This window comes from Symplocastrum torsivum (assembly GCF_059505465.1).
Genome location: NZ_JCACKQ010000120.1, coordinates 20853 through 41736 on the forward strand (window position 1 = coordinate 20853; position 20884 = coordinate 41736).

At 44.8% G+C, this 20884-nt stretch carries 19 protein-coding genes; 14 read left to right on the plus strand and 5 right to left on the minus strand.

What is annotated here, in order from left to right:
- Positions 1-6 precede the first annotated feature (6 nt).
- Positions 7-444 (minus strand): cupin domain-containing protein, encoded by a 438-nt coding sequence (locus AC5JL3_RS28785; protein ID WP_496077838.1) that lies wholly within the window; start codon positions 442-444, stop codon positions 7-9.
- Positions 445-686: 242 nt separating this feature from the next.
- On the minus strand, positions 687-1457 hold the full coding sequence (locus tag AC5JL3_RS28790; RefSeq protein WP_496077711.1) for a cysteine hydrolase family protein: 771 nt from the start codon (positions 1455-1457) through the stop codon (positions 687-689).
- Between the two features lie 370 nt (positions 1458-1827).
- Here AC5JL3_RS28790 and AC5JL3_RS28795 point away from each other — a divergent pair, with 370 nt between their 5' ends.
- From AC5JL3_RS28795 to AC5JL3_RS28825, 7 genes are all read left to right on the plus strand, one after another.
- Positions 1828-3252, plus strand: coding sequence for an amidohydrolase (locus tag AC5JL3_RS28795; RefSeq protein ID WP_496077712.1), 1425 nt, complete (start codon positions 1828-1830; stop codon positions 3250-3252).
- A gap of 89 nt (positions 3253-3341) precedes the next feature.
- Entirely contained in the window at positions 3342-3725 is a 384-nt protein-coding gene (gene hpxZ / locus AC5JL3_RS28800) for an oxalurate catabolism protein HpxZ (RefSeq protein WP_496077713.1), read from the plus strand.
- Between the two features lie 473 nt (positions 3726-4198).
- Positions 4199-5113 (plus strand): Rpn family recombination-promoting nuclease/putative transposase, encoded by a 915-nt coding sequence (locus AC5JL3_RS28805; RefSeq protein ID WP_496077714.1) that lies wholly within the window; start codon positions 4199-4201, stop codon positions 5111-5113.
- A 165-nt stretch (positions 5114-5278) separates the two neighbouring features.
- Entirely contained in the window at positions 5279-6448 is a 1170-nt protein-coding gene (gene hpsO / locus AC5JL3_RS28810; protein WP_496077839.1) for a hormogonium polysaccharide biosynthesis glycosyltransferase HpsO, read from the plus strand.
- A gap of 109 nt (positions 6449-6557) precedes the next feature.
- Entirely contained in the window at positions 6558-7274 is a 717-nt protein-coding gene (locus AC5JL3_RS28815) for a peptidoglycan-binding domain-containing protein (protein WP_496077715.1), read from the plus strand.
- Positions 7275-7522: 248 nt separating this feature from the next.
- A complete protein-coding gene (hpsP, locus tag AC5JL3_RS28820) occupies positions 7523-8719 on the plus strand; it encodes a hormogonium polysaccharide biosynthesis glycosyltransferase HpsP (RefSeq protein WP_496077840.1) in 1197 nt (398 codons plus the stop codon).
- A gap of 337 nt (positions 8720-9056) precedes the next feature.
- A complete protein-coding gene (locus tag AC5JL3_RS28825; protein WP_496077716.1) occupies positions 9057-9539 on the plus strand; it encodes a response regulator in 483 nt (160 codons plus the stop codon).
- Positions 9540-9671: 132 nt separating this feature from the next.
- Here AC5JL3_RS28825 and AC5JL3_RS28830 read toward each other — a convergent pair whose 3' ends face one another.
- Positions 9672-10445 (minus strand): ABC transporter permease, encoded by a 774-nt coding sequence (locus AC5JL3_RS28830; RefSeq protein WP_192217531.1) that lies wholly within the window; start codon positions 10443-10445, stop codon positions 9672-9674.
- Positions 10446-10780: 335 nt separating this feature from the next.
- Here AC5JL3_RS28830 and AC5JL3_RS28835 point away from each other — a divergent pair, with 335 nt between their 5' ends.
- The 3 genes from AC5JL3_RS28835 (at position 10781) to AC5JL3_RS28845 (ending at position 14791) form a co-directional block, all read left to right on the plus strand.
- Entirely contained in the window at positions 10781-11365 is a 585-nt protein-coding gene (locus tag AC5JL3_RS28835; RefSeq protein WP_496077717.1) for a TetR/AcrR family transcriptional regulator, read from the plus strand.
- Positions 11366-11575: 210 nt separating this feature from the next.
- Positions 11576-13525: an FAD-dependent oxidoreductase gene (locus tag AC5JL3_RS28840; protein WP_496077841.1), complete on the plus strand. Its 1950-nt coding sequence runs from the start codon at positions 11576-11578 to the stop codon at positions 13523-13525.
- Positions 13526-13717: 192 nt separating this feature from the next.
- On the plus strand, positions 13718-14791 hold the full coding sequence (locus tag AC5JL3_RS28845; RefSeq protein WP_496077718.1) for an aromatic ring-hydroxylating dioxygenase subunit alpha: 1074 nt from the start codon (positions 13718-13720) through the stop codon (positions 14789-14791).
- Positions 14792-15036: 245 nt separating this feature from the next.
- On the opposite strand, the gene AC5JL3_RS28850 is transcribed toward AC5JL3_RS28845, so the two are convergent.
- Positions 15037-16773, minus strand: a complete 1737-nt coding sequence (locus AC5JL3_RS28850; protein WP_496077719.1) for an ABC transporter ATP-binding protein — start codon at positions 16771-16773, stop codon at positions 15037-15039.
- Between the two features lie 376 nt (positions 16774-17149).
- Here AC5JL3_RS28850 and AC5JL3_RS28855 point away from each other — a divergent pair, with 376 nt between their 5' ends.
- The 4 genes from AC5JL3_RS28855 (at position 17150) to AC5JL3_RS28870 (ending at position 18798) form a co-directional block, all read left to right on the plus strand.
- Positions 17150-17602, plus strand: coding sequence for a hypothetical protein (locus tag AC5JL3_RS28855; RefSeq protein WP_496077720.1), 453 nt, complete (start codon positions 17150-17152; stop codon positions 17600-17602).
- A gap of 67 nt (positions 17603-17669) precedes the next feature.
- Positions 17670-18029 (plus strand): dihydroneopterin aldolase, encoded by a 360-nt coding sequence (gene folB, locus AC5JL3_RS28860; RefSeq protein WP_496077721.1) that lies wholly within the window; start codon positions 17670-17672, stop codon positions 18027-18029.
- A 191-nt stretch (positions 18030-18220) separates the two neighbouring features.
- Entirely contained in the window at positions 18221-18481 is a 261-nt protein-coding gene (locus tag AC5JL3_RS28865) for an AbrB/MazE/SpoVT family DNA-binding domain-containing protein (protein ID WP_496077722.1), read from the plus strand.
- Entirely contained in the window at positions 18475-18798 is a 324-nt protein-coding gene (locus AC5JL3_RS28870) for a type II toxin-antitoxin system PemK/MazF family toxin (RefSeq protein ID WP_496077723.1), read from the plus strand. Before AC5JL3_RS28865 ends, AC5JL3_RS28870 begins: the two co-directional genes overlap by 7 nt.
- A 309-nt stretch (positions 18799-19107) precedes the next feature.
- Here AC5JL3_RS28870 and abc-f read toward each other — a convergent pair whose 3' ends face one another.
- Positions 19108-20724 (minus strand): ribosomal protection-like ABC-F family protein, encoded by a 1617-nt coding sequence (gene abc-f / locus AC5JL3_RS28875; RefSeq protein ID WP_496077724.1) that lies wholly within the window; start codon positions 20722-20724, stop codon positions 19108-19110.
- Between the last annotated feature and the right edge of the window lie 160 nt (positions 20725-20884).

Here is a 20884-nt window from a genome sequence, read left to right on the forward strand (position 1 = left end):
GTCCATTTAGCAGGGAACAAGAGCATCTGAACGTCCTAGAACTCTCAAATCCTCTTCATCCAATTCAACGGGTATGCCACTATGAATCAGTTCAGCGAAATCTTCATTCGGCACCATAATGCATAAGGCATATAAGCGACCAGAACCTGTATTTTTGATTTCATGAATTCCTGTTGGCGGCACTAATAGACTGTCACCAGGACGGATGGATACAGATTTTCCGTCACAGGTAGCGAGTCCTTCTCCTTTGAGGACAAAAAACATTTCGATCGCAAATTGATGACGATTGGGTGGAGTTTTACCTCCCTCATCAAAAATCTCTACACAAAAGGTTAAAGAAGCATGGGCTGTTGCTGGCTCAAAAACAATAGCTAAGCGATTTGTATCATTAGGACTAATACGATACGCTTGATAGTCTCTCGGAGACTGAACGACAGGAATCATGCAATGAGTCATATTCATCTGGCGGTTACTCCTTTATGAATTTTGGATTTTTGCTGTTGAACTACAGAGGTTCTAAGGCTGAATAATCCCTGTTAATTCTCAACTTAGCCTTAAGCTCCTTGTGCCTATTGCTTTGTACTTATAGGATTCAACGGTTACCTTAATTAAGACACTATCTAAGGACGCATCATTAAGATTAACACTCTTATTTCCAGGCAGATTTTTACTCCAACTGTACTTTCCTAAGCTTTAATTCCTGCTAATACAGCTTGTGAATCTGTCACAAACCCAAAACATTGCTTGACGTTATAAAGGGTGGCTTGCCAGCAATAGTCTGGGGATGTTGTTGCGGTACAATCTTTGAGCAAAATGCAATCATAGCCTAAGAAATTTGCATCTTGTAAGGTAGCCATCACGCATTGATCGGCATTCACTCCACCAAAGAATAGGGTTGTTTTGCCTAAGTTTCGCAAAATACTATCTAGGGGAGTATCCCAGAACCCACTCATGCGGTACTTATCCACACAAATATCTTCTGGTGTTTGTTCGAGTTCATCCACTACTGCTGCTGCCCAACTTCCCACTGTGAGGACTGGCGCACCTCGACTGGGCAAAGGATCGCCTAAACCCACACCATCGCCCGTTGGGTTGTAAACGTGTAATGCGGCAGGGCTGATATTGAGTAAGTCGGGACGGTTGCCCCAATTCACCCAGATTACAGGAACACTTGCACGTCGTAGTTCTGGAAGTAACGCTTGCAACGGTTCAATTGGGGTTCTTGCAGGTGTGACATCAACGCCAATATGGGCAAGCCAACCTTCGGGGTGACAGAAGTCATTCTGCATATCAATGACTAGAATTGCGGCTTTTGCCAAATCTAGATGCAGCTTTTTCGTTTCGGTTGGCAGGGTGATGACGTGAGGGGTGATGGCAGGGCGAGTGAGATCAGCAATTTCTGCATCAACTGCCCAAGCATTCGGCGGGACACCTAAGGTACGAAGCGATCGCGTCATTGTTTTAGCAAAGAAATCTCTTCCAATTCCACACCAATTCTGGTGCCACAGCCATCTTATAGCCTAAATCTAAGTGTTATTTAAGTATTAGAAATTACTTAACTTATTTACCGCTCCAATGGATGAAGCGCTTCTCTATCAAAAGAAATAAAACATTCAGGACGTACCCGCTGTTCTACAATAGGAAGTTTAAAGTTTTGTTTTGTATAGTGAAATACAAAAAATATGCTTGATTAACAAGGAGGGGATAAAGTAATAAAATTTATTTAAATTAACAAAGAATTTAGCAAAACTTGATCACAACATTTCATTTAGTAAATGTTGAAGGGATATATTAATAACGGCATTAGGAAGAAGAAAGGGTTAGTCTGTGAGCTTTACAATTCAAAATGTATTGGTTGCGGTGGATCAGGGCTATGCCACTGTTGATGTGCAAATCGTAGACAATCACATCCAGGCTATTGCCCCAAATCTAGATGTTGTGGGAACAGTGATTGATGGACAAAACAAACTCCTCCTCCCTGGTTTCGTCAACGCCCACACGCACTCTTCAGAGATGTGGCAACGAGGTATCATTCCTCCGGTTCCTCTGGAATTGTGGATTGCTGAACTCTACGATTTTGCTCCCTTGGAACCTGATCAGGTTTATCTAAGTGCATTGGGAACAGCAGTAGAGACATTACTATCGGGTGGTACGAGTGTTGTTGATCACCTGGTTTTGATTCCAGGCAAGGAAATTGAAACGATCGCATCTGCTGTCCGTGCCTACCAAGAAATTGGCATCCGGGCGTTTATTGGTCCTTTGATTCAAGATGAATCCCTCACAGCAGGAATCCCTGATGGTGGTGCCCAACGGGAACATAAAACCTACGTTCGCTCAACCGAAGCCACTTTAGCGCTAATGCAAGAAGCGGTAGACAAGTTTCACAACCCTTCTGAAGGTGTGAATATCCTCGTTGCCCCAACTGGGATTCAGTTATGTTCTGATGCGTTGTTTGAAGGATGTCGGGAATTAAGCGATCGCTACAATCTCTGTCGCCATGCCCACTTATTGGAAACCAAGGCACAAGAAAAACTTGCTCAAGAAAAATACGGCTGTAGTGCAGTAGAACACCTAAAGCAGCTTGGTTATTTAAGCGATCGCACGTCTCTCGCGCATTGTGTTTGGTTGAGTGACAACGACATCGCCATCTTGGCAGAAACACGTTCAACCGTAGTCCACAACCCCCTCAGCAATCTGCGTTTGGGCAGTGGTATTGCCCCAATTTTGAAATATCGTCAAGCAGGTGTGAACGTTTCATTTGGTTGTGACGGTGCTGCCAGTAATGACTCCCAAGACTTACTCGAAGCGATCAAAATTGGTTCGATTCTGCACAACATTACCGATATGGACTATCACCACTGGATTACCCCACGCGAATCAGTGGAAATAGCTTCCTTGGGTGGTGCAAAGGGATTGAATGTTGCCGATGAACTCGGTTCGCTGACTGAGGGCAAAAAAGCGGATTTGGTACTGTATGACCTTACTAGTCTCTCACTCTTGCCCCGCACTGACCCGATTGGCTTATTAATTTTAGGACGTCCAACTCAAGCGGTTGATAGTGTTTGGGTGAATGGTAAGCGAGTGGTAGCGGATAGCAAGGTGACAACCATTGATGTCGATGCGTTAAGGAAAAACCTGTTTGAGCGTTCCGAGTGGAGTATCAATCGCCAGTCTGCTACTGTTAGTCAAATTGAAGCTCATTATCGTGGTGTGATGGGGTTGCCAGAGCAATTGAGTAAAAGTTACTCGTAACTGCACAGTTCCTGTGAAACGGGCTTTTCAACCCGTTTTGTAGTCTGGTGGCAGACAAGATGTTTGCCCTATAAGAGAGGGAGTTTGAGATGGAGATTAATATCCCCGAAGTGGTGGCTGAGGTGACAGTCGCCTTTGAACGTTACGAAAAAGCTTTGGTAAGTAATGATGTTGCGGTGCTGGACGAACTATTTTGGAACAGTCCGCACACGTTGCGCTATGGCGTGACAGAAAATCTGTATGGGTACGAGGCGATCGCCAATTTTCGCAAAAATCGCTCACCTGCAAATTTAGAGCGATCGCTAATGAATACAGTGATTACGACTTACGGACGAAAGTTCGCCACAGCCAATATAGAGTTTCAGCGTCAAAGCTCAAATCGTACAGGACGACAAAGCCAAACCTGGATGCGAACAGAGGAAGGGTGGCGCATCGTCAGCGCTCATGTTTCGTTGTTAGCGACACCGGATTGATGAGCAATCTTAGGACTTACGCACTTGAAGCTTGTTGGCGTTTCTCTTGAAGCAATAATCCAGAAGCTGTCGTTTTTGTCAAGCTATACGCGGAGAAATCTGTCGATATCCTACGCCCATTTTCTCTGCTATAAAATCCAAGCCTACCCAAATCCATTGGTAGGCTTGAGGCAACAACTCTTAATTTCGAGTTCTCTTGATGTGATCCATTATTTGCTGCTTTCTAGACTCTGAATTTGTAGAAGACAACTGCTGAGGGAGTTTTACCGTTCTGTTGACGTGATCGAGTATCTGTTTTTTGCGTTCTTCTGAATTAGCCATAGTTAGCAGTCCGAGAGTATAACATTATATTAACTTATATTAAATTGCTGTTACCAGGAAGATCATTCACTGGTCGCACGCCTGCTGTTACTTCATCAGGCTCATCACGACTTAGACTAACACCGAATACTCATCTAAGCCTCTAAGCCACTGTGAAAACGGATTCGATTTTTTATCGCTTATTTCAAGCCTTTCCAGGGACATTTTTTGAACTTATTAATCGTCAGGCTTCTGAAGCTAACGCTTATGAGTTCGCTTCAGTGGAGTTAAAACAAACAGCTTTTCGGATTGACGGCATCTTTCTCCCAGTACCGAATCTACGCGAACGTCCCATTTACTTTTTAGAAGTTCAATTTCAAAAAGACCCAGAATTTTACTCACGTTTCTTTTGCGAAATTTTTCTCTACCTACGCCTGTATGCACCAACCAAGGCTTGGCACGCCGTAGTTGTCTTTCCCCGACGCAGCTTGGAACCAATTGAAATAGAACCATATCGGGTTTTGCTGGAGAGTTCCCAGATTACTCGTTTATACCTGAACGAGTTAGGGAATACGGCTGAACAATCCTTAGGAGTCGGAATGATCAAGTTAGTGGTGGAGACGAAAAAGCGAACTCCTGAGCGAGTTAGACAGTTGGTTGACAAAGCACGTTCAGAACTAGCAGATGAAGCTGTACAGCGGCAGGTGCTAGATTTGATAGAGACGATTGTGTTGTATAAACTGCCCCTCATCAATCGTCAGGAGTTGGCAAGGATGTTTGGACTCAATGAGCTGAGAAAGACAAGGTACTATCAGGAAGTCCGAGAGGAAGTCCGAGAGGAACTTCAACAGGAAGTTCGCCAAGCTGTTCGCCAAGAACTTCAACAGGAAGTCCGGCAGGAAGAGGCTCTAGAGTTAATTAAGCGCTTGCTTCAACGCCGTCTCGGTGCAGTGAATCCTGAGTTGCAGGAGCAGGTTAATCTATTATCTGTTGCTCAATTAGAGAATTTGGCTGAGGCGCTGTTGGATTTCTCAAATGAAGCAGACTTAGTAACTTGGTTGAGCGAAAACTCAAACCAGTTGGATTAAGAATGTAAGTATTAGCGATCGCCAATTCTCTTGAAGTCTCTGATCGCTAGGTTACAATCAGACTTTGCACAGGTCAACCTCTCCTCTTTTGTTACCAACTTTCTCAGGCGAAGTATTAGTATTGTAGGATTTCAGCGCCTAGTTATTCGACGAATGACAAAGATGATGAGAATTCTAGTCGCTAGCCACTCCTATATTGTTGACCTCAACTGCGAGAAACTACGAGCATTGGCTCGATTGGAACCTGAAATAGAAGTAACTGTAGTCGTACCCCGCCGTTGGCGTCCCGGTGGTGTTCAGAACAAGATAATCGAAACCCAGCCGCGTCAGGAAGGCTCGTTTCGGGTAGTGCCAGTTTCCAACTTTAGTGAAAATAACCAAGGATTGCTAACCTTTGGGGCTGACATCATTTCCCTCTTGCGTCAGTTTCGACCACAGATTATTCAAGTGGAACAAGGTGCTAAGGCATTAGGCTACGCGCAGCTAATTACGCTGAACAAGCTGATGCGGCTGAAGGCAAAAAATCTGTTTTTTACCTGGTGGAACTTACCCTACGACTTGAAATTCCCGGTGTCTGTCCTTGAAGCTTATAACCTACGCAACACTGACGGGGTTATTGCTGGTAATCAGGATGGGGCAGAGGTGTTGCGGCAGCACGGCTACCGTGGACTTGTTAAAGTTATGCCTCAGTTGGGTGTGGATGAAAATCGGTTTTGCCCTCAACCACAGCCAGAACTGAAAAGCCAGTTAGGAATTCAACCTGATGACTTTGTTGTGGGATTTGTGGGACGGTTTGTTGAAGAAAAAGGGCTGTTAACTCTGGGATTAGCGCTTGCTGGATTAAGAGAGCGTCCCTGGAAGTGGCTACTACTGGGACGCGGACCCTTGCAGACAGTATTAATGGAAAAAGCCGTTGAGTGGGGTATCAAAGAGCGGCTGATTTGGGTTGAGAGTGTTGCCCATGATGAGGTACCCCGTTACATCAATTTAATGAGTACTTTAGTACTGCCTTCAGAAACAAATACTCAATTTAAAACCCTAACTGCTGCAGGCTGGAAGGAACAGTTCGGTCATGTGTTGATTGAAGCAATGGCATCTAAGGTACCAGTGATTGGTTCTGATTCTGGGGAAATTCCTTATGTGATTGCAGAGGCAGGATTAATATTTCCGGAGAGGGATGTAGCTGCTTTACAAAAGTGCATACTGTCCTTGATGGAGCAGCCTGAGTTAGCCCAAAAGTTGGTTCGGCTGGGTTATGAACGGGTGATGAGTCACTATACAAATCAGGCACTAGCAAGGCAAATATTGGGGTTTTATAAGCAATTGCTTGCTTGACATTCTTGCCATCAATAGTATTTAAATAATTCCTTGGAGAAAGCTTATTAAGCGTAGCGGAATCTTCAAGCTAAACTAGTGCTTGACTGAGTTATTTTAATCTGAAACTATGGAAACTCTTGCTTATTTACATCTTGCTTTAGCTGACGAAGCTCCACTAGGCACTAATGAACTAGCGATCGCAACACTCTGGAAATCCCCAAAACTATTGGCAAAGTTTATTGCCTTCACTGTTGTCCTGAGTGTTGTGGGGATGGCGAGTCAGGCTTCGGCAGCGCTGCGGCAAGGCAACTACAATCCGGAAGTTACGACTCTCCAAGAGCGTTTACAGAAGTTGGGCTATCTTAAAGCCAATGCTACTGGTTATTTTGGTTCACTCACCAAAAGGGCAGTGATAGAATTCCAGGAAGCAGAAGGACTGACAGCGGATGGCGTTGTTGGTGCAAACACTCAAGCGGCATTAGATGAGCAAGTGGTGAGTAATGCTTCTGATGGTCTATTGAGAGTTGGCGATCGCGGTGAAAAAGTCAGCGATATCCAAAGACGGCTGGAAGTCGCAGGATATCCTGTGGGTGACATCGGCACGTTTGATGAGGTAACTCTAGAGGCGGTTCAGAAATTCCAGCAAGAGAAAGGACTCAAGGTAGATGGAATTGTTGGACGACAAACTCTCGCTGCTTTGCCAGAAATCACGCCAAAACTCAAAGAAGAGAAAACGTCTGAACCAGAATCGTCTACCAGTTGGTACGAGAGCGAATCTGCGCCTTTAGACCCCTTTATTCAGACGCAACCTGATGAGGTAGGAGAGGCAACTCCGTCTCCTTAAGGACGTGAAGCGATCGCAAGATTCTCCTGGTGAAAACGAGATAAGTAGAACCGCAGATAAAAATAGATAAAGGGAGGTGGAGATATTAAGGTTTCCATAACAGTTTGCGGTAACTTTATCACGGTTTCCTGGAGAGATGAGGTACAGCGGGAGGTGTGTGAAAAAAGAGAGCAAGGAAAACAAAAAAGCTGATAGCTGATAGCTGACAGCTTTATCGCTGAATTGGCTATGAATTTGTGAGCGAACCTCTGAGAATCCTGCAAATTGTCCCTTCAATATCTCTGATTTATGGTGGCCCCAGCCAGATGGTGATGGGGCTATCCTCTGCGCTTGCTACTCAAGGCGTAGAGGTTACGGTGCTGACAACTGACTCGAATGGAGATGCAGGTCAGCCGCCACTGGATGTTCCTCTGGATAAACCAGTTGAGCAGGATGGTTATCAAGTGCGATACTTCCGTTGCTCTCCCTTCCGCCGCTACAAGTTCTCTCTCGACCTATTGCGCTGGTTATCGCAGCACGCTACGGAATTTGATCTTGCCCATATCCATGCGCTGTTTTCACCAGTGAGTACAGCGGCGGCAATGGTTGCCCGACGCAAGAAGCTGCCGTATATCCTACGCCCTTTGGGTACACTTGACCCGGCTGATTTACAAAAAAAGCGGCGTTTGAAGCAAGTTTATGCGTCCTTGCTAGAGCGACCTAATTTGGCGGGTGCTGCTGGCATTCACTTCACAAGCGCTCAAGAGGCAAAGATTTCAGAACGCTTTGGGACGCATACACCAGATTTGGTAATTCCGTTGGGTGTGAAGCCGTTAGTGGGGCAACCCAAAGGTCAAGCGCGGACTGAGTTAAATATTCCAGACGACCAGCCTTTGATGCTGTTTATGTCTCGCATCGAGCCAAAGAAGGGGTTGAATCTGCTTATCCCAGCGCTGGAAAGATTGTTAGCAGGGGCGCACGACTGTGTGCGCTCACCAAATTTCCACTTTGTTCTGGCAGGGACAAATCCTCAAGACCCAAATTATGAAAACCAGATTCGGGAACAGATAAAGGCTTCACCCCTCTCGTCATCCACTACAATTACAGGTTTTGTTACGGGTGAATTGAAGACGACTTTATTACAAGATGCTGATTTGTTTGTCCTGCCGTCTTACTACGAAAACTTCGGCATTGCAGTGGCGGAAGCAATGGTTGCCGGAACGCCTGTGGTGATTTCTGACCAAGTACATATTTGGCAGGAAGTCAAGGGTGCTGAAGCGGGGTGGGTTTGCCCTTGTGAGGTGGATGCTTTGACTGAGGTTTTACGAGAGGCGCTTCAGGATGTTGGTGAGCAGAAGCGGCGGGGGGAAAATGCTCAGGAGTATGCTTTGAAAAACTATAGTTGGGATGCGATCGCTCTGGCAATGATTCAGGCGTACCAAAGAATTGTCAGCCTTCAAAACTAGCGAATACAGGCTTTATGGTCAATTGGCTAAATAGACGCGAAAGTCAGCTTATCTGCTGGGTAATATAGCAGTCACCAGGGTGACTCTTGACACTCGCTCTCATACTGAAACCTTAACCATCAATCTTTTCCCTTCTGGCTTTTGCCCACTGCTCTCTGCCTTTTGCTATATCAACTGTCAACATAGATAGGTCTAAAGTAGTACCTCTTGTACCTGACAAACCTTAAGATATCCTTAAGCATTTGTACTCATCTATCTTCAGAAAGAGGTTGAAGTGCTTGATGCTCATGAATAGTTGTAAAACAACACTTTTTATTGCACTGTAAAAAGCTTTATTATGACAATCACCTTGATGCCCTATTCGTTAGGTTTACCTCTGCCGAGTAGCAGGGCTAAACCTGTTGTCATGGATATAGATGGTTTACTTAAGGATTTGAGTATACTCCTTGTAGAGGATGACCCAGATTCAGCAGAGTTATTTAATTTCATATTTGAAATAGCTGAAGCACAGGTGGTAAATGTGTCTTCAGCGGGTGAAGCTTTGGTAAGACTGGAAACCTATAAACCAGATATCCTAGTCAGCAACATTGCCTTACCAGATATAGATGGCTACTCGCTTTTGGAGTTCGTTTATGCTTACGAGACAGCACGGCGAAGGGAAATTATCGCTGTGGCTGTGACAGCGTCTGCTAGAGATGTCGATCGTGCTAGGGCAATGGCAGTAGGATTCCATGCACATATACCGAAGCCAATTGAGCCAGTAACGTTAGTTGTCGAGCTTGCCAAACTTAGCGGACGCCTTACTAACCCTGAGGCTTAACTCATCCCCCGTAAGTAAGGGTGTGGAATTTCGGGTTGTTTGTTGTTTGTTATTAGCGGTACTTAAACGAAGTCGAGGATTTACCCTAATCATTGATGATTCAGGACATAGGTAGCATCGGCTTAGCCTTCATCACAACCTCCTTTCAACACTTAGCATTCGCCGATAAGAAAGCCATCCCGCTGCTACCATCAAAACAGCAAACACACATAGAAACGAGAAATGTGTTGAAATTTCTGCCAAATCCTTACCTCCGCCCCAAACCCCTAGTAGTGCTTCATTCATGTGATAAATCGGATTAAATTTTGCAATTTTCAGCAACTTATCCGGAAACAAGGATGAGGGAAGAAAAGCTCCACCCAAAATCAAAAGCGGTACACCGAAAGCCGCGACTAAAGCATTGACATCCTCTGTGCGTCGCGCAAACTGTGTACCGAGAACAAATCCTACACCCACATAAGAAATAATGCTGAGTAGGATAATCACTACTCCCAGTGGCACAGAACCCTGAAACTTAGCTCCAAAAAAGGCTGAGATAGTGTAAACCAGAAGTGCTTGACCAATACCAATGCAGCTATGAGCAAAAAAGATACCAAGAAAATAGGAGGTTCCACTGAGAGGGGAGATAAATAAGCGCTTGAGAGTTTGCTGCTCTCGTTCTGCAACTACCGTTGCGACACTACCGCCTAAGCAACTAAAAAACAAGGCGGCACCTACTAAAGTTGAAGGAGCAGCACTTTCAAATGCAACTTCTGTTGAGAGCTTCGCCCGTTCTGCCAAAATAAATCCGTTGAGTAAGAGGACAGAAATCGGGAAAATACTCCAAAAAACCAGGCTGCGGCGTCGTCGCCACAATTCAATCAAAATTCGCTGTGCTACAGCCAAGGTTTCGCGCCAATATTTCATCGTGAGAGGTTGCTGACTAACCTATAAGGACTTACCCCTGTGTCTTGGTGACAGGTTTTAGGTTTTAGGTAGTAGGGTGAAAGGCGAGTCTTGGAGTTAGAATTTCCCAAAGTCCTAATATGACCAAGTTTTGAGCTAGATTTTCCCCTAAAACCTACCACCTACGCGCCTTAACCTTGATAGAGGTAAGTATAAGTACTCAAGAGTGGATAGTTTAAAAGTTTCTAAAGTCTCGCTAAACTGCTTGACAAAGTTAAGAAAATTTTCAAAACTACTGACTAGTAGGTAGTCTACCAATTAATTAGGTAAGCAGCCAATCTCCCAACTGACTTGAAGTGCTTGATCAAGTTCCATTAGATCCACGCGAACGTATCTTGGCTGCGGCTGAAACTCTTTTCCGTCAAGGGGGTTACAGCAACGTTACGATGCGAGATATCGCTGAGGAAGTGGGAATTCGTCAGGCATCGCTGTACTATCACTTTCCCAGTAAGGAGCAGTTGTTCATCACCGTGACCGAACAAGTTTTTGCACGGCACCGGAATGGTTTACAGCAGGCAATTCATGAGGCTGGGTCAGATCTAAGAGGACAGTTGCACGCGGTTTCCCGTTGGTTCATCTCGCAACCACCTCTCAATTTTCTGAGTTTAATGCATACTGATGTACCAACTTTGAGCGAGGAACACATTCAGCGATTGTCGTTAATTGCTCAAGAGTCTGTCTTTGATCCACTTAGGCTAGCCTTCATCGCCGCACAAGAACAAGGTCAGATTAGAGAGGTGAAGCCTACTATCCTCGCTGGTCTTTTTCTGTCGGCGATGGACGGGATGAACTTTGCTAGTACGTTACCGGGAACCTCACCGAAAGACGTTATTGCATCTGAAGTAATTTCAGTTCTGTTAGACGGATTGCAGCCCCAATAATTTTTTTCGCAATTTAACCTACCAATTAATAGGTAGCTCAAGCTCGTTGTCTGAGGATTTAGCTTTAGTTTCATGAAGAATCAATTCTCCAATTCTCCTGTAGTCCCAGCCTCCACCCCTATCCAAAAGAACGATGAAAGCGCACAGAACTTCCCTGGAATCTCTCGACGGACGGCGCTGAAGCTATTGGGTGTAGGTGCTGTTGGTGGGATGCTGGGGTACTCCCGCTTCTCAAAGCCTCAACCAACGATTTTTCAGCAAGATAGCTTGGATTTACCACGGTATCTGAATCAAGACAGAAGTGTTGTTGTGGTTGGGGCGGGACTTGCTGGATTAGCCTGTGCGTATGAACTCAGCCAACGTGGGTTTAAAGTAACACTTTTAGAGCGATCGCCTCAGCTAGGAGGGAAAGTTGCGAGTTGGCAGATCCAAGTGGGGAATGAAACCTTCATGATGGAACATGGCTTCCACGGCTTTTTTCCCCAGTATTACAACCTCAACAGCTTAGTTGAAGAACTAGAAATTAAAGACAATTTTCTCTCATTAGAGTCCTACTCCGTTGTTTTCCGAGACGGTAAGTATAACCCAGAAGTATTTCGACCCAACCACTCTGCATTTCCTTGGAATATTGTAGATTTGGCGATCGCTAGTCCCAATTGTCTCAACTGGGGGATAAATCTGATAAAACCGAAACACTGGCAAGTCTTCCAGGCAATTGGTGGATTCCAGATACCAAGAAGTTTCGATCGTCTCGATCATCTGTCAGTTGCCGAATGGGTAGAGCAAGATTTCCCCCAAGGGCTTTATGACTTGTATTTTTTACCCTTTGCCAAATCTAGTCTGAACGCGCCAGATGAGCTAAGTGTGGGAGAACTAATGCAGTTCTTCCATTTCTACTTTTTTGGTAACCCGGAGGGACTGGCGTTTAATGGTACACGTCAGGACATGGGGACAAGTTTAGTGCAGCCAATTGCCAGGGCGATTCAGCGCAATGGCGGCAAGATTGTGACAGAAGCAACAGTAAGCCGCTTTAACTGGCAGCAAGAACAGATTGATTCCCTCAGCTACCAGCAAGGAAGTATCCAGAGTAATGTTCCCTTTTGGGTGAAGCGCAACACGATTATGGGAACTAGAGAAGGGGGACAAGGGGGCAACTTTACGGAAATTTCTGAACAAACCGCTTCCTTATCTTCCCAATCCCCTACCGATGCACAATCACCAAGCCTGGAATATTACGGTGCTGGGGATGCGGTTTTTGCTGTTGCACCAGGAGACACGAAAGCTGTATCTCTTACTTGCACTCATCAGGGTTGTACGGTGCAGCACCAAGCTGATGGAAAGTTTCTCTGTCCTTGCCATGGCGCACTCTATGATGCTGAAGGGCGAGTCATTGCAGGGCCAGCTAAACGGGATTTACCCCACTTTGAAATTGCTCAACGTGCTGAAGACCAGATACAACTGGTAGGGGTGCAAAGTGTTACCCCTCTAGAGACGGCTGAAGCCACGATTAAGGCAGATTATTACGTCTTTGCAACAGATGTACCGGGAGTTCAACAGCTATTTAAGCTATGTGAGGGTGAGGTGAATACTCAGGTACACACTCAGGTGGAGAAATTGAGCATCGCTGACCCCTTTGCTGTTGCCCGATTCTGGTTTGACCGAGATTTTGATTGGGAACACAGCAACTTCTCCTCTTTGTCTGGTTATCAACTGACTGACAGCATCACCCTTTACCACCGAATTCAAGATCAATTCATTGATTGGAATCAAAAAACGGGTGGTAGTGTCGTGGAGTTACACGCTTACTGCTACAAAGAGAAAGAATTTCCCACTCAGCAAGCACTACTAACAACCTTTGAGCAGGAACTTTATGAGATTGTGCCATCTCTTGCACAGGCGAAGATGCTACATAGGGAACTGGTAAATCAGAAGAACTTTTCTGGTTATCCACCTGGTAGCTATGCTGAACGACCAGAAACTGACACAGGTGTCCCGAATCTTATATTTGCTGGGGATTGGGTGAAGATGCCCTTTCCTTGTGGTTTGATGGAACGGGCAATTAGTAGTGGGTTACTGGCAGCGAATGAGATTCTGCATCGGGAAGGGTTGCAAAGGCGATCGCTTTTTTCGGTGAATCCAGAAGGTATCTTGAAAATCTAGCTTCTACGAGAAAGCCTGAAATTCTAGGGATAAGGGTTTCCTTTTCTTTTTGAGGCTAGATTTTCTAAGTTTGAACGCAAGTGACTTGACCTATAAGCTGTTTGGTTTGATTGAAAAGATGAAAGATTTGATACATCATGAACACTTTTGAAAGCGACAATATAGACCTAACTTCGTCTGCAAGCTAACACGATGCAATCCTCCTCTCTCACCACCCAGCACCTTGATATCCGTCAGTTGGGAATCAACCCCAATCATTGGTATGTTGTTGCTCGCAGCACAGAGGTTCAAACCCAGCCTCTAGGAGTGACTCTTTGGAATCACCCGATTGTGCTTTATCGAGATGATGAGGGGGCAGTCCATGCCTTAGAAGATCGTTGCCCCCACCGACAAGTTAAACTCAGTCATGGTCGCGTCACTGGCGAACTACTGGAATGTGCCTATCATGGATGGCGATTTAAGTCCAGTGGTGAGTGTGCAGATGTCCCTTACCTGGCTGATAACCAGAAACTACCCAACTGCAAGATTCGTAAGTATCCGGTACAGGAACAGGATGGGTTTATTTGGCTATTTCCTGGAGATATCAACGCTATAGAAGGGAAGCATTGTGTACCCCTACAACCGATGGGTGTCCCAGAATGGGAACATCTCAACTACATCGCCACTGTCTCAGTCATTGAATGCAACGCCCACTATTCTTATTTGATAGAAAACCTGATGGATATGTACCACGGGCATTTACATCAGGACTGGCAAGCTTGGACGGATGCTGTCTTAGAGGATATTCAAGAAGAGACTAACCGTGTAGATGCCCACTATCAGGCACAAAGTTATTACAAAATTGATAAAATTTGGTCAATTTCTCAACTATTCTTCCCCGCCTTGCGACGACTGCATCCAGAACCGTTGGATGTCAGCTATGTTTACCCACACTGGGTTTCAACATTAGGGAAGGATTTCAAGATTTACTGTCTACTTTGTCCGGTAAGCGAAACGGCGACTCGTGCTTATCTAATTCATTTCACTTCGCTAAATGCATTTTGGCGCTTGCACAAATTACCCGTGTGGTTTCGTCGATTTGTAAAAGATAGTTTACTGGGTTCAGCACAAAAGTTACTGGATGGATTGGTTCGTCAGGATGTGCAGATGATTGAGGAAGAACAACAAGCGTATCTGACGCATCCAGAACGCCGAAGTTATGAGTTGAATCGAGCTTTGGTCAGTGTACAACGGTTAATTAAGAGTCAGTTACAGCAGAGAGATTGAGTGCGATCGCGCAAAGGACAATTACTACACAAGTGCAATACAATTAAGGGCGCACAGCCGTACGCCCCTACAAGCCATCTGTACTTCATTAGACCTCTTGCAAAAGTCAAATTGACCCCCCTCAATCCCCCCGATGCGGGGGGAAGAAATCTTGCTCCCTCTCAGTTTCGGGGAGGGCTGGGGAGGGGTTTTTCGTATTTATGCAAGAGGTCTATTGACTTGAAAACTGCTGTAAATTGAAATCTCTAAGCCGCTTGGCGAACTTGAGATTCTAGAATCGAGCCATACAGAGGACTACTGTGCATTAGTTCATCATGAGTACCTTGTGCGACTAGTTGCCCTTGATTCATGAGTAAGATGCGATCGGCATTGCGAACTGTACTGATACGCTGGGCAATGACGAAGGCGGTACAAGTATGTAAGCGCATCAACTCATCCAAAGCTTCCTGGATTTGAGCAGCAGTTTTGGCATCAACAGCAGAGGTGCTATCGTCCAGAATCAGGATGCGATAGTCGGTGAGTAAGGTTCGAGCGACCGCAATTCGTTGTTTCTGTCCACCCGACAAACCCACTCCTCGTTCACCGACAAGTGTCTCATAGCCATCTGGCAAGCTGGTAATAAAGTCGTGAATTTGAGCCGTCTTTGCGACTTCAATCACTCGTTCTAAAGGCGCATTGGGTGCTGCATAGGTGAGGTTATCGCGGATTGTGCCAGAGAAAAGCGTTGTTTCTTGGAAGACAATGCCAATATGCGATCGCAAACTTTCTAACGTCAAATCCCGGACATCCCTGCCATCAATCCGAACCGCTCCTTCTGTAACATCATAGAAGCGCGGAATCAGGTTCATAATCGTACTTTTACCAGAGCCAGTTGCCCCTAGAATCGCAATCAATTCTTTTGGTTTGGTTTCAAAAGAAATTCCTTTTAGCGCCTCTGTTGCCGCTCCTGGATAGCGGAAATGGACATTTTCAAAGGTGATTCTGCCACCACATTTCTCAAAGGGTATAGCATTAGGGCGATCGCGAATTTCAATTTCTGCATCTACAACTTCATACACTCGTTCTGCCGAAGCTGCCGCCTGTGCAATTACGGGTGCGGCAAAACCAATCAGCAAAATCGGCTGAAGGATAAACATCAGGTAGGAGTTAAACGCCACCAACTCACCAATCGAGAACCTCTCCCCTATTACCTCAGCCCCGCCATAACCTACCACCGCTAGCGTAATCAGGTTACTCAAGAGAAAAATGACTGGGAAGGTATTGGCAATAGCGCGAATCGTTCGCATATTCACCGCTATCAAGTCATCGTTCAGCTTCGAGTAGCGTCCCATCTCCACTGGCTCACGCACAAAAGCTTTCACCACCCGGATACCGAACAGGTTTTCTTGCAAAACTCCATTGAGATTACCTAATTGTTCTTGTACCCGCTCAAATAGCTTTTGATTTCGGGTGAGAAACTGTGCTAGTAAAAATCCTGCAATCGGTACCATTACCAAAGTAATCAGCGCCAATTGCCAGTCCATCAACAGCAAAATTATCGCAATGCTAACCAGCGTAACGACAGAACCAACAACCTGAATTAGCGTTGTACCAACAAATGTACGAATTTGCTCAATATCACTGGTGATGCGGGTTAATAGTTGTGAGGTTTGCGATTGATCGTGGTAGCTGAAACTAAGGTTTTGAATTTTAGTGAAAATTGTATTACGCAAGTCATAGGCAACACCCTGAGAGGCGGCTTCTGCCCAAAAGCTTTGCCCAAAGTTGAACAAGCCACGCCCAACAGCGACTAAAACCATTAAAGCCGCACTGTAGAGAACAATTTGTAGATTTTTTTGGGCAATACCCTGATCAATGGCCCAACGAAAGAGTTGCGGAGTCACGGCATTAGCTGCCGTCAGCAGCAACAAACTCACAACAGCCCCAATAGCGATGAAGCGGTAAGCATTCAGGCTCCCCAGAACGCGATTGAGAGATTGCATAGGCGAGTCCTGTTCTCTGTAATATTTTGAATTGGATTATTTATTATGTTATGTGCCACGCTCTGGGATTAGTACCCAAGCGCAATCTGGGTACTTAATTAACGTGTGAGTGGATTATGCTGAGAAAAGGCGATCGCAACTCCTACATTTCCAAGCAAGGTAAGGAATTGAGCGCCTAAAGATAATAGAGTGTGCTGCCTACTAAATTAAATTAAACTAGACCAGCTCGTAAAAACTCCTCTCCAGCTTCTCCTGCCATGCTTTTTCAAGCTATTTCTCCCTAAGGGAGGGGCAACTTCTACCATTAAAGACTTATGCTCTGCTTGAAGTCATGATTGTTTCAACCCCTTACTGAAAGAATTTACAAGAGAAATACATGAAAAAGCGACTGCAGAAGCTATCTCTTGTCAGTACTTGCTTAGCAATACTTACTATTACTGCTTGCAACTCCACACCTAAATCTAATACCGCACCTGAGGCTAGTACCAGTTCCCCACCAACAGTCAGTTCACAACCAACAGTCAGTTCCCCACCAACAGTCAGTCCCCCACCAACAGTTAGTTCACAACCAACAGTCAGTTCACAACCAACAGCTAGTTCCCAGAAGACGACTAACGTTTACCCAGAGGTGGCAGTCCAGCGTTTTACGGAAGCTTGTGCGAAAGATCGTGGTGCTAAGGTACAGGCACTTTGTACTTGCGCGATTAAGGAGATTCAGAACAGGTACACCTTTGACGAATTTAGGAAGATTGTCCAAGACGCGAAAACAAGCGGGCAGCCGCCAGGTGAGGTTCGAGAGATTCTTCAGTCATGCCGTAGCAACTCTTAGGTAGAACCCAAAGCCTTAGGGACAACACATAACACTTGGTAAAAGACAATATGCCAATTGAATTTCAATGGATTGCATTCAAATAACTGGAATTAATTGCTACGGCTACATCGGCTACCTCAAAGAGGAGCAAGTGCTGGGACAGTGGTTTGAGGTTGACCTGACGTTATGGATGGATTTAGCACCAGCAGGTCAGAGTGACAATATTACCGATACGCTTGACTACTGTCGTGCGATTGAAACAGTCAAGCAGTTGGTGAAAACCTCTAAAGTTGCGTTACTGGAAAAAGTGGCAAATGCGATCGCGGATGCCATGTTGAAATTCGAGCAGGTGCAGCAAGTGCAAGTTCGGTTTAGCAAACTCGCTGCCCCTATTCCCGACTTTAGCGGCAAAATTACGATTGACATTACGAGAACAAGAGAATAAAAGGAGAGGAACCATCACGCTTTCTTACATTCTGACAATAGGCAGTGTTTACAATTTTATTGTTGTCAGCCCACACAGATTTGGGGGGATAATATCTCCTCCGTTCAGTAAGGAAAAGAGCGATCGCTACTTGACTGCATTTTTGTATGTGTTCACAATGTAATTACGATGGCTTGTAGAGAAACTTAGTTATGGGCACCGCAATTAGAACTCGCATTGTCAAAATTGGCAACTCTCAGGGCATTCGCATTCCTAAACCTCTGTTGGAGGTGAGTGGTATTTGCACAGAAGTTGAAATCGAAGTACAGGATGATTATTTAATAGTCCGTGCAGCGCCAAAATCGCGTGTTGGCTGGGATGAAGCGTTTGCATCAATGGCAGAGCGACACGATGATATCCTGCTTGACGATGTAAACCCTACAGAGTGGGAACACTTTGAGTGGGAATGGTAATTAAGCGTTTTGATGTTTTTCTGGTTAACCTCAATCCGACTGTTGGCAGTGAGATTCAGAAGACAAGACCGTGTGTGGTGATCTCACCAGATGAGATGAACAGACACATTGCCACTGTCATCGTCGCTCCCATGACTACAAAAGGTCAACCCTATCCCACGCGAGTAGCTTGTCAGTTTCAGGGCAAAGATGGGCAGATTGTTCTCGATCAAATTCGGACTGTTGACAAAACTCGATTAGTCAGACGGCTTGGTCAGATTAATACTAGCGAACAAAAAGCCGTTTTAGATACCTTGACTGAACTATTTGCTGAGTAAGCTGCCTCACCTACTTGATCGTGGTTGTCTGCGATTTTAGCGTTATCAGCTTGCACTCTCCTCCCCTCTTGAGCAACGAAAAGAGCGATCGCAAGGGGAGCATGTCAAGGAAAGCAAGTGGAGGAACAGCCCGCACTGCGTACCGCTACGCTAACATCCCCCAATCCCTTCTCCCAATGGGAGAAGGGGAGTAAGATTTCATGCGTCCCTCTCCCCGTGGGAGAGGGATTTAGGGTGAGGGCTTCCCATCGGTGACATGCTCCCCATCGCAAGTTTCATATTGGTTCGGTTGCATTGTCTAACTCTTAATCAATAGAGAAGTTCTTGATAATATTCATCAACTTCATGAGGAAGATAATCTGTAGCCTTGAATGCTTTTTCTTTTAGCTTAAAAGCTTTGGTGATACCAATCCTACTCAAGAAATCCAGATCATGTGATATGACTAAAAGTGCTCCTTGATATAGGTTTAATGCCTCAACAATTTGATTAACTGTTTCTATATCAAGATTGTTTGTTGGTTCATCCAAAATCAGTAAGTCAATTTCAGAGATACTAACAATTGCTAAGGCAAGTCTAGCTAGCTCACCACCACTCAGCACTGATGCACTTTTATGAACCTCATCATTAAGGAAGAGAAAACTCCCCAACTGCTGCCTTAATAATTGATAATTAAGACTTGAATTAGCTTGTTGCATATTTCCCAGGACAGTCTTCTCTCTATTGATTAATTTATAATTTTGATCGAGAGAGACTATTTTTATGTCCTCTGAAACGAGAATTTTGCCAGCCTCAAATGAGGTTATGGAGTTGGCACCGCTAGTGGAACTTAAGATTCCTTGAATCAGGCTTGATTTTCCTGAACCATTAGAGCCGGAAATAGCTATTCTATCTCCATAGGCGATATGAAGATGAATATCATCAATTAAAAACTGGTTTCCTACTTTTAGAGTTGCCCCTTGAATATCAATTAAGTTTTTTCCTCGTTTACTACTTCCTTCGTCTAGATGAATTGCTGTAGCTTTATGTTTTCTTAGCTTTGAGTCTTCAACTTTTTGAACAGCGTTCTTCATAGCTGTATCGTGTTTTTTAGAGGAACTTCCTGCTGAAGCTGAGGCACGGTTAGCAAAAAAGTGTTGCGCGGCCTTCCCCATACTTCCATCAAAAGCTTGGATACGCCCTTCTCGTCTTGAACGCGCTGCCCGTTGTTGCTCTCTTAAGGCACTTTCTCTAGCACGTTTTAGTTCTTTTTTGGCAACCTCTTGGGTTCTGAGTGCAGCTTGTCGTTCTGTCTCTTTTTGGTCTTTATATAAAGAAAAGTTACCTCCATAAACCTTTACTCCCTCAGCCGTTAACTCCCAAGTCGTATTAGCAACTTGGTCGAGAAAGAAGGGTTTGTGAGAGACAATTACAAAAGCTCCAGAAAACTCGCTTAAAAAATGACTGAGATTTTCTAAAGCTAAAAAATCCATATGATTGGTTGGCTCATCTAAGAGTAAAACATTAGGTTCTCTACATAGACCAATAGCCAAAAATAGCTTGGTTATCTCTCCTCCGCTTAAACTACCGATTGGTATAGACAAATCGATCTTTGTATCTAGTCTGGTTTCCAAAACGCTAGTGATTTGCCACCATTCTTCTGACAAAGAGCCGATGAAATCTAGAACTGTTATATCTTTATTTTCTTGACCAATCGTACTGATTTGGGGCAAATAATAGATGCAGCTATTAGTAACCATCGAACCAGAACTCGGCTGGATTTGACCCGCCAGTATTTTTAATAAGGTTGATTTACCTATTCCGTTAGCACCAATCAGAGCAATTTTATCTCCCTGATTAATGCCAGCATTGATACCACTAAAGAGCGTCTTACCTACAGCAAATTCGTAGGTTACGTCATAGGCTGATAGTAATGATTGTCTTTCCATACGGTAAGCTTTGAGTAGTTAACTGGATAGGGGAGAATCCCTGTTCTGACGGAGAATCGATGAGTTTGATTGGTCAATGTAATTTTCATGTCTGGTAGTGGGCGATCGCCCATGACGACTTCTGACTCAATTGTACTACATTGGTGTTATTTAGTGCTAC

Coding starts and splice junctions, on each gene's coding strand:
- AC5JL3_RS28785 (WP_496077838.1), bottom strand. CDS start 444: ATGATTCCTGTCGTTCAGTCTCCGAGAGACTATCAAGCGTATCGTATT.
- AC5JL3_RS28790 (WP_496077711.1), bottom strand. CDS start 1,457: ATGACGCGATCGCTTCGTACCTTAGGTGTCCCGCCGAATGCTTGGGCA.
- hpxZ (WP_496077713.1), top strand. CDS start 3,342: ATGGAGATTAATATCCCCGAAGTGGTGGCTGAGGTGACAGTCGCCTTT.
- hpsO (WP_496077839.1), top strand. CDS start 5,279: ATGAGAATTCTAGTCGCTAGCCACTCCTATATTGTTGACCTCAACTGC.
- AC5JL3_RS28815 (WP_496077715.1), top strand. CDS start 6,558: ATGGAAACTCTTGCTTATTTACATCTTGCTTTAGCTGACGAAGCTCCA.
- AC5JL3_RS28825 (WP_496077716.1), top strand. CDS start 9,057: ATGACAATCACCTTGATGCCCTATTCGTTAGGTTTACCTCTGCCGAGT.
- AC5JL3_RS28830 (WP_192217531.1), bottom strand. CDS start 10,445: ATGAAATATTGGCGCGAAACCTTGGCTGTAGCACAGCGAATTTTGATT.
- AC5JL3_RS28840 (WP_496077841.1), top strand. CDS start 11,576: ATGCTGGGGTACTCCCGCTTCTCAAAGCCTCAACCAACGATTTTTCAG.
- AC5JL3_RS28845 (WP_496077718.1), top strand. CDS start 13,718: ATGCAATCCTCCTCTCTCACCACCCAGCACCTTGATATCCGTCAGTTG.
- AC5JL3_RS28850 (WP_496077719.1), bottom strand. CDS start 16,773: ATGCAATCTCTCAATCGCGTTCTGGGGAGCCTGAATGCTTACCGCTTC.
- AC5JL3_RS28855 (WP_496077720.1), top strand. CDS start 17,150: ATGAAAAAGCGACTGCAGAAGCTATCTCTTGTCAGTACTTGCTTAGCA.
- folB (WP_496077721.1), top strand. CDS start 17,670: ATGGATTGCATTCAAATAACTGGAATTAATTGCTACGGCTACATCGGC.
- AC5JL3_RS28865 (WP_496077722.1), top strand. CDS start 18,221: ATGGGCACCGCAATTAGAACTCGCATTGTCAAAATTGGCAACTCTCAG.
- AC5JL3_RS28870 (WP_496077723.1), top strand. CDS start 18,475: ATGGTAATTAAGCGTTTTGATGTTTTTCTGGTTAACCTCAATCCGACT.
- abc-f (WP_496077724.1), bottom strand. CDS start 20,724: ATGGAAAGACAATCATTACTATCAGCCTATGACGTAACCTACGAATTT.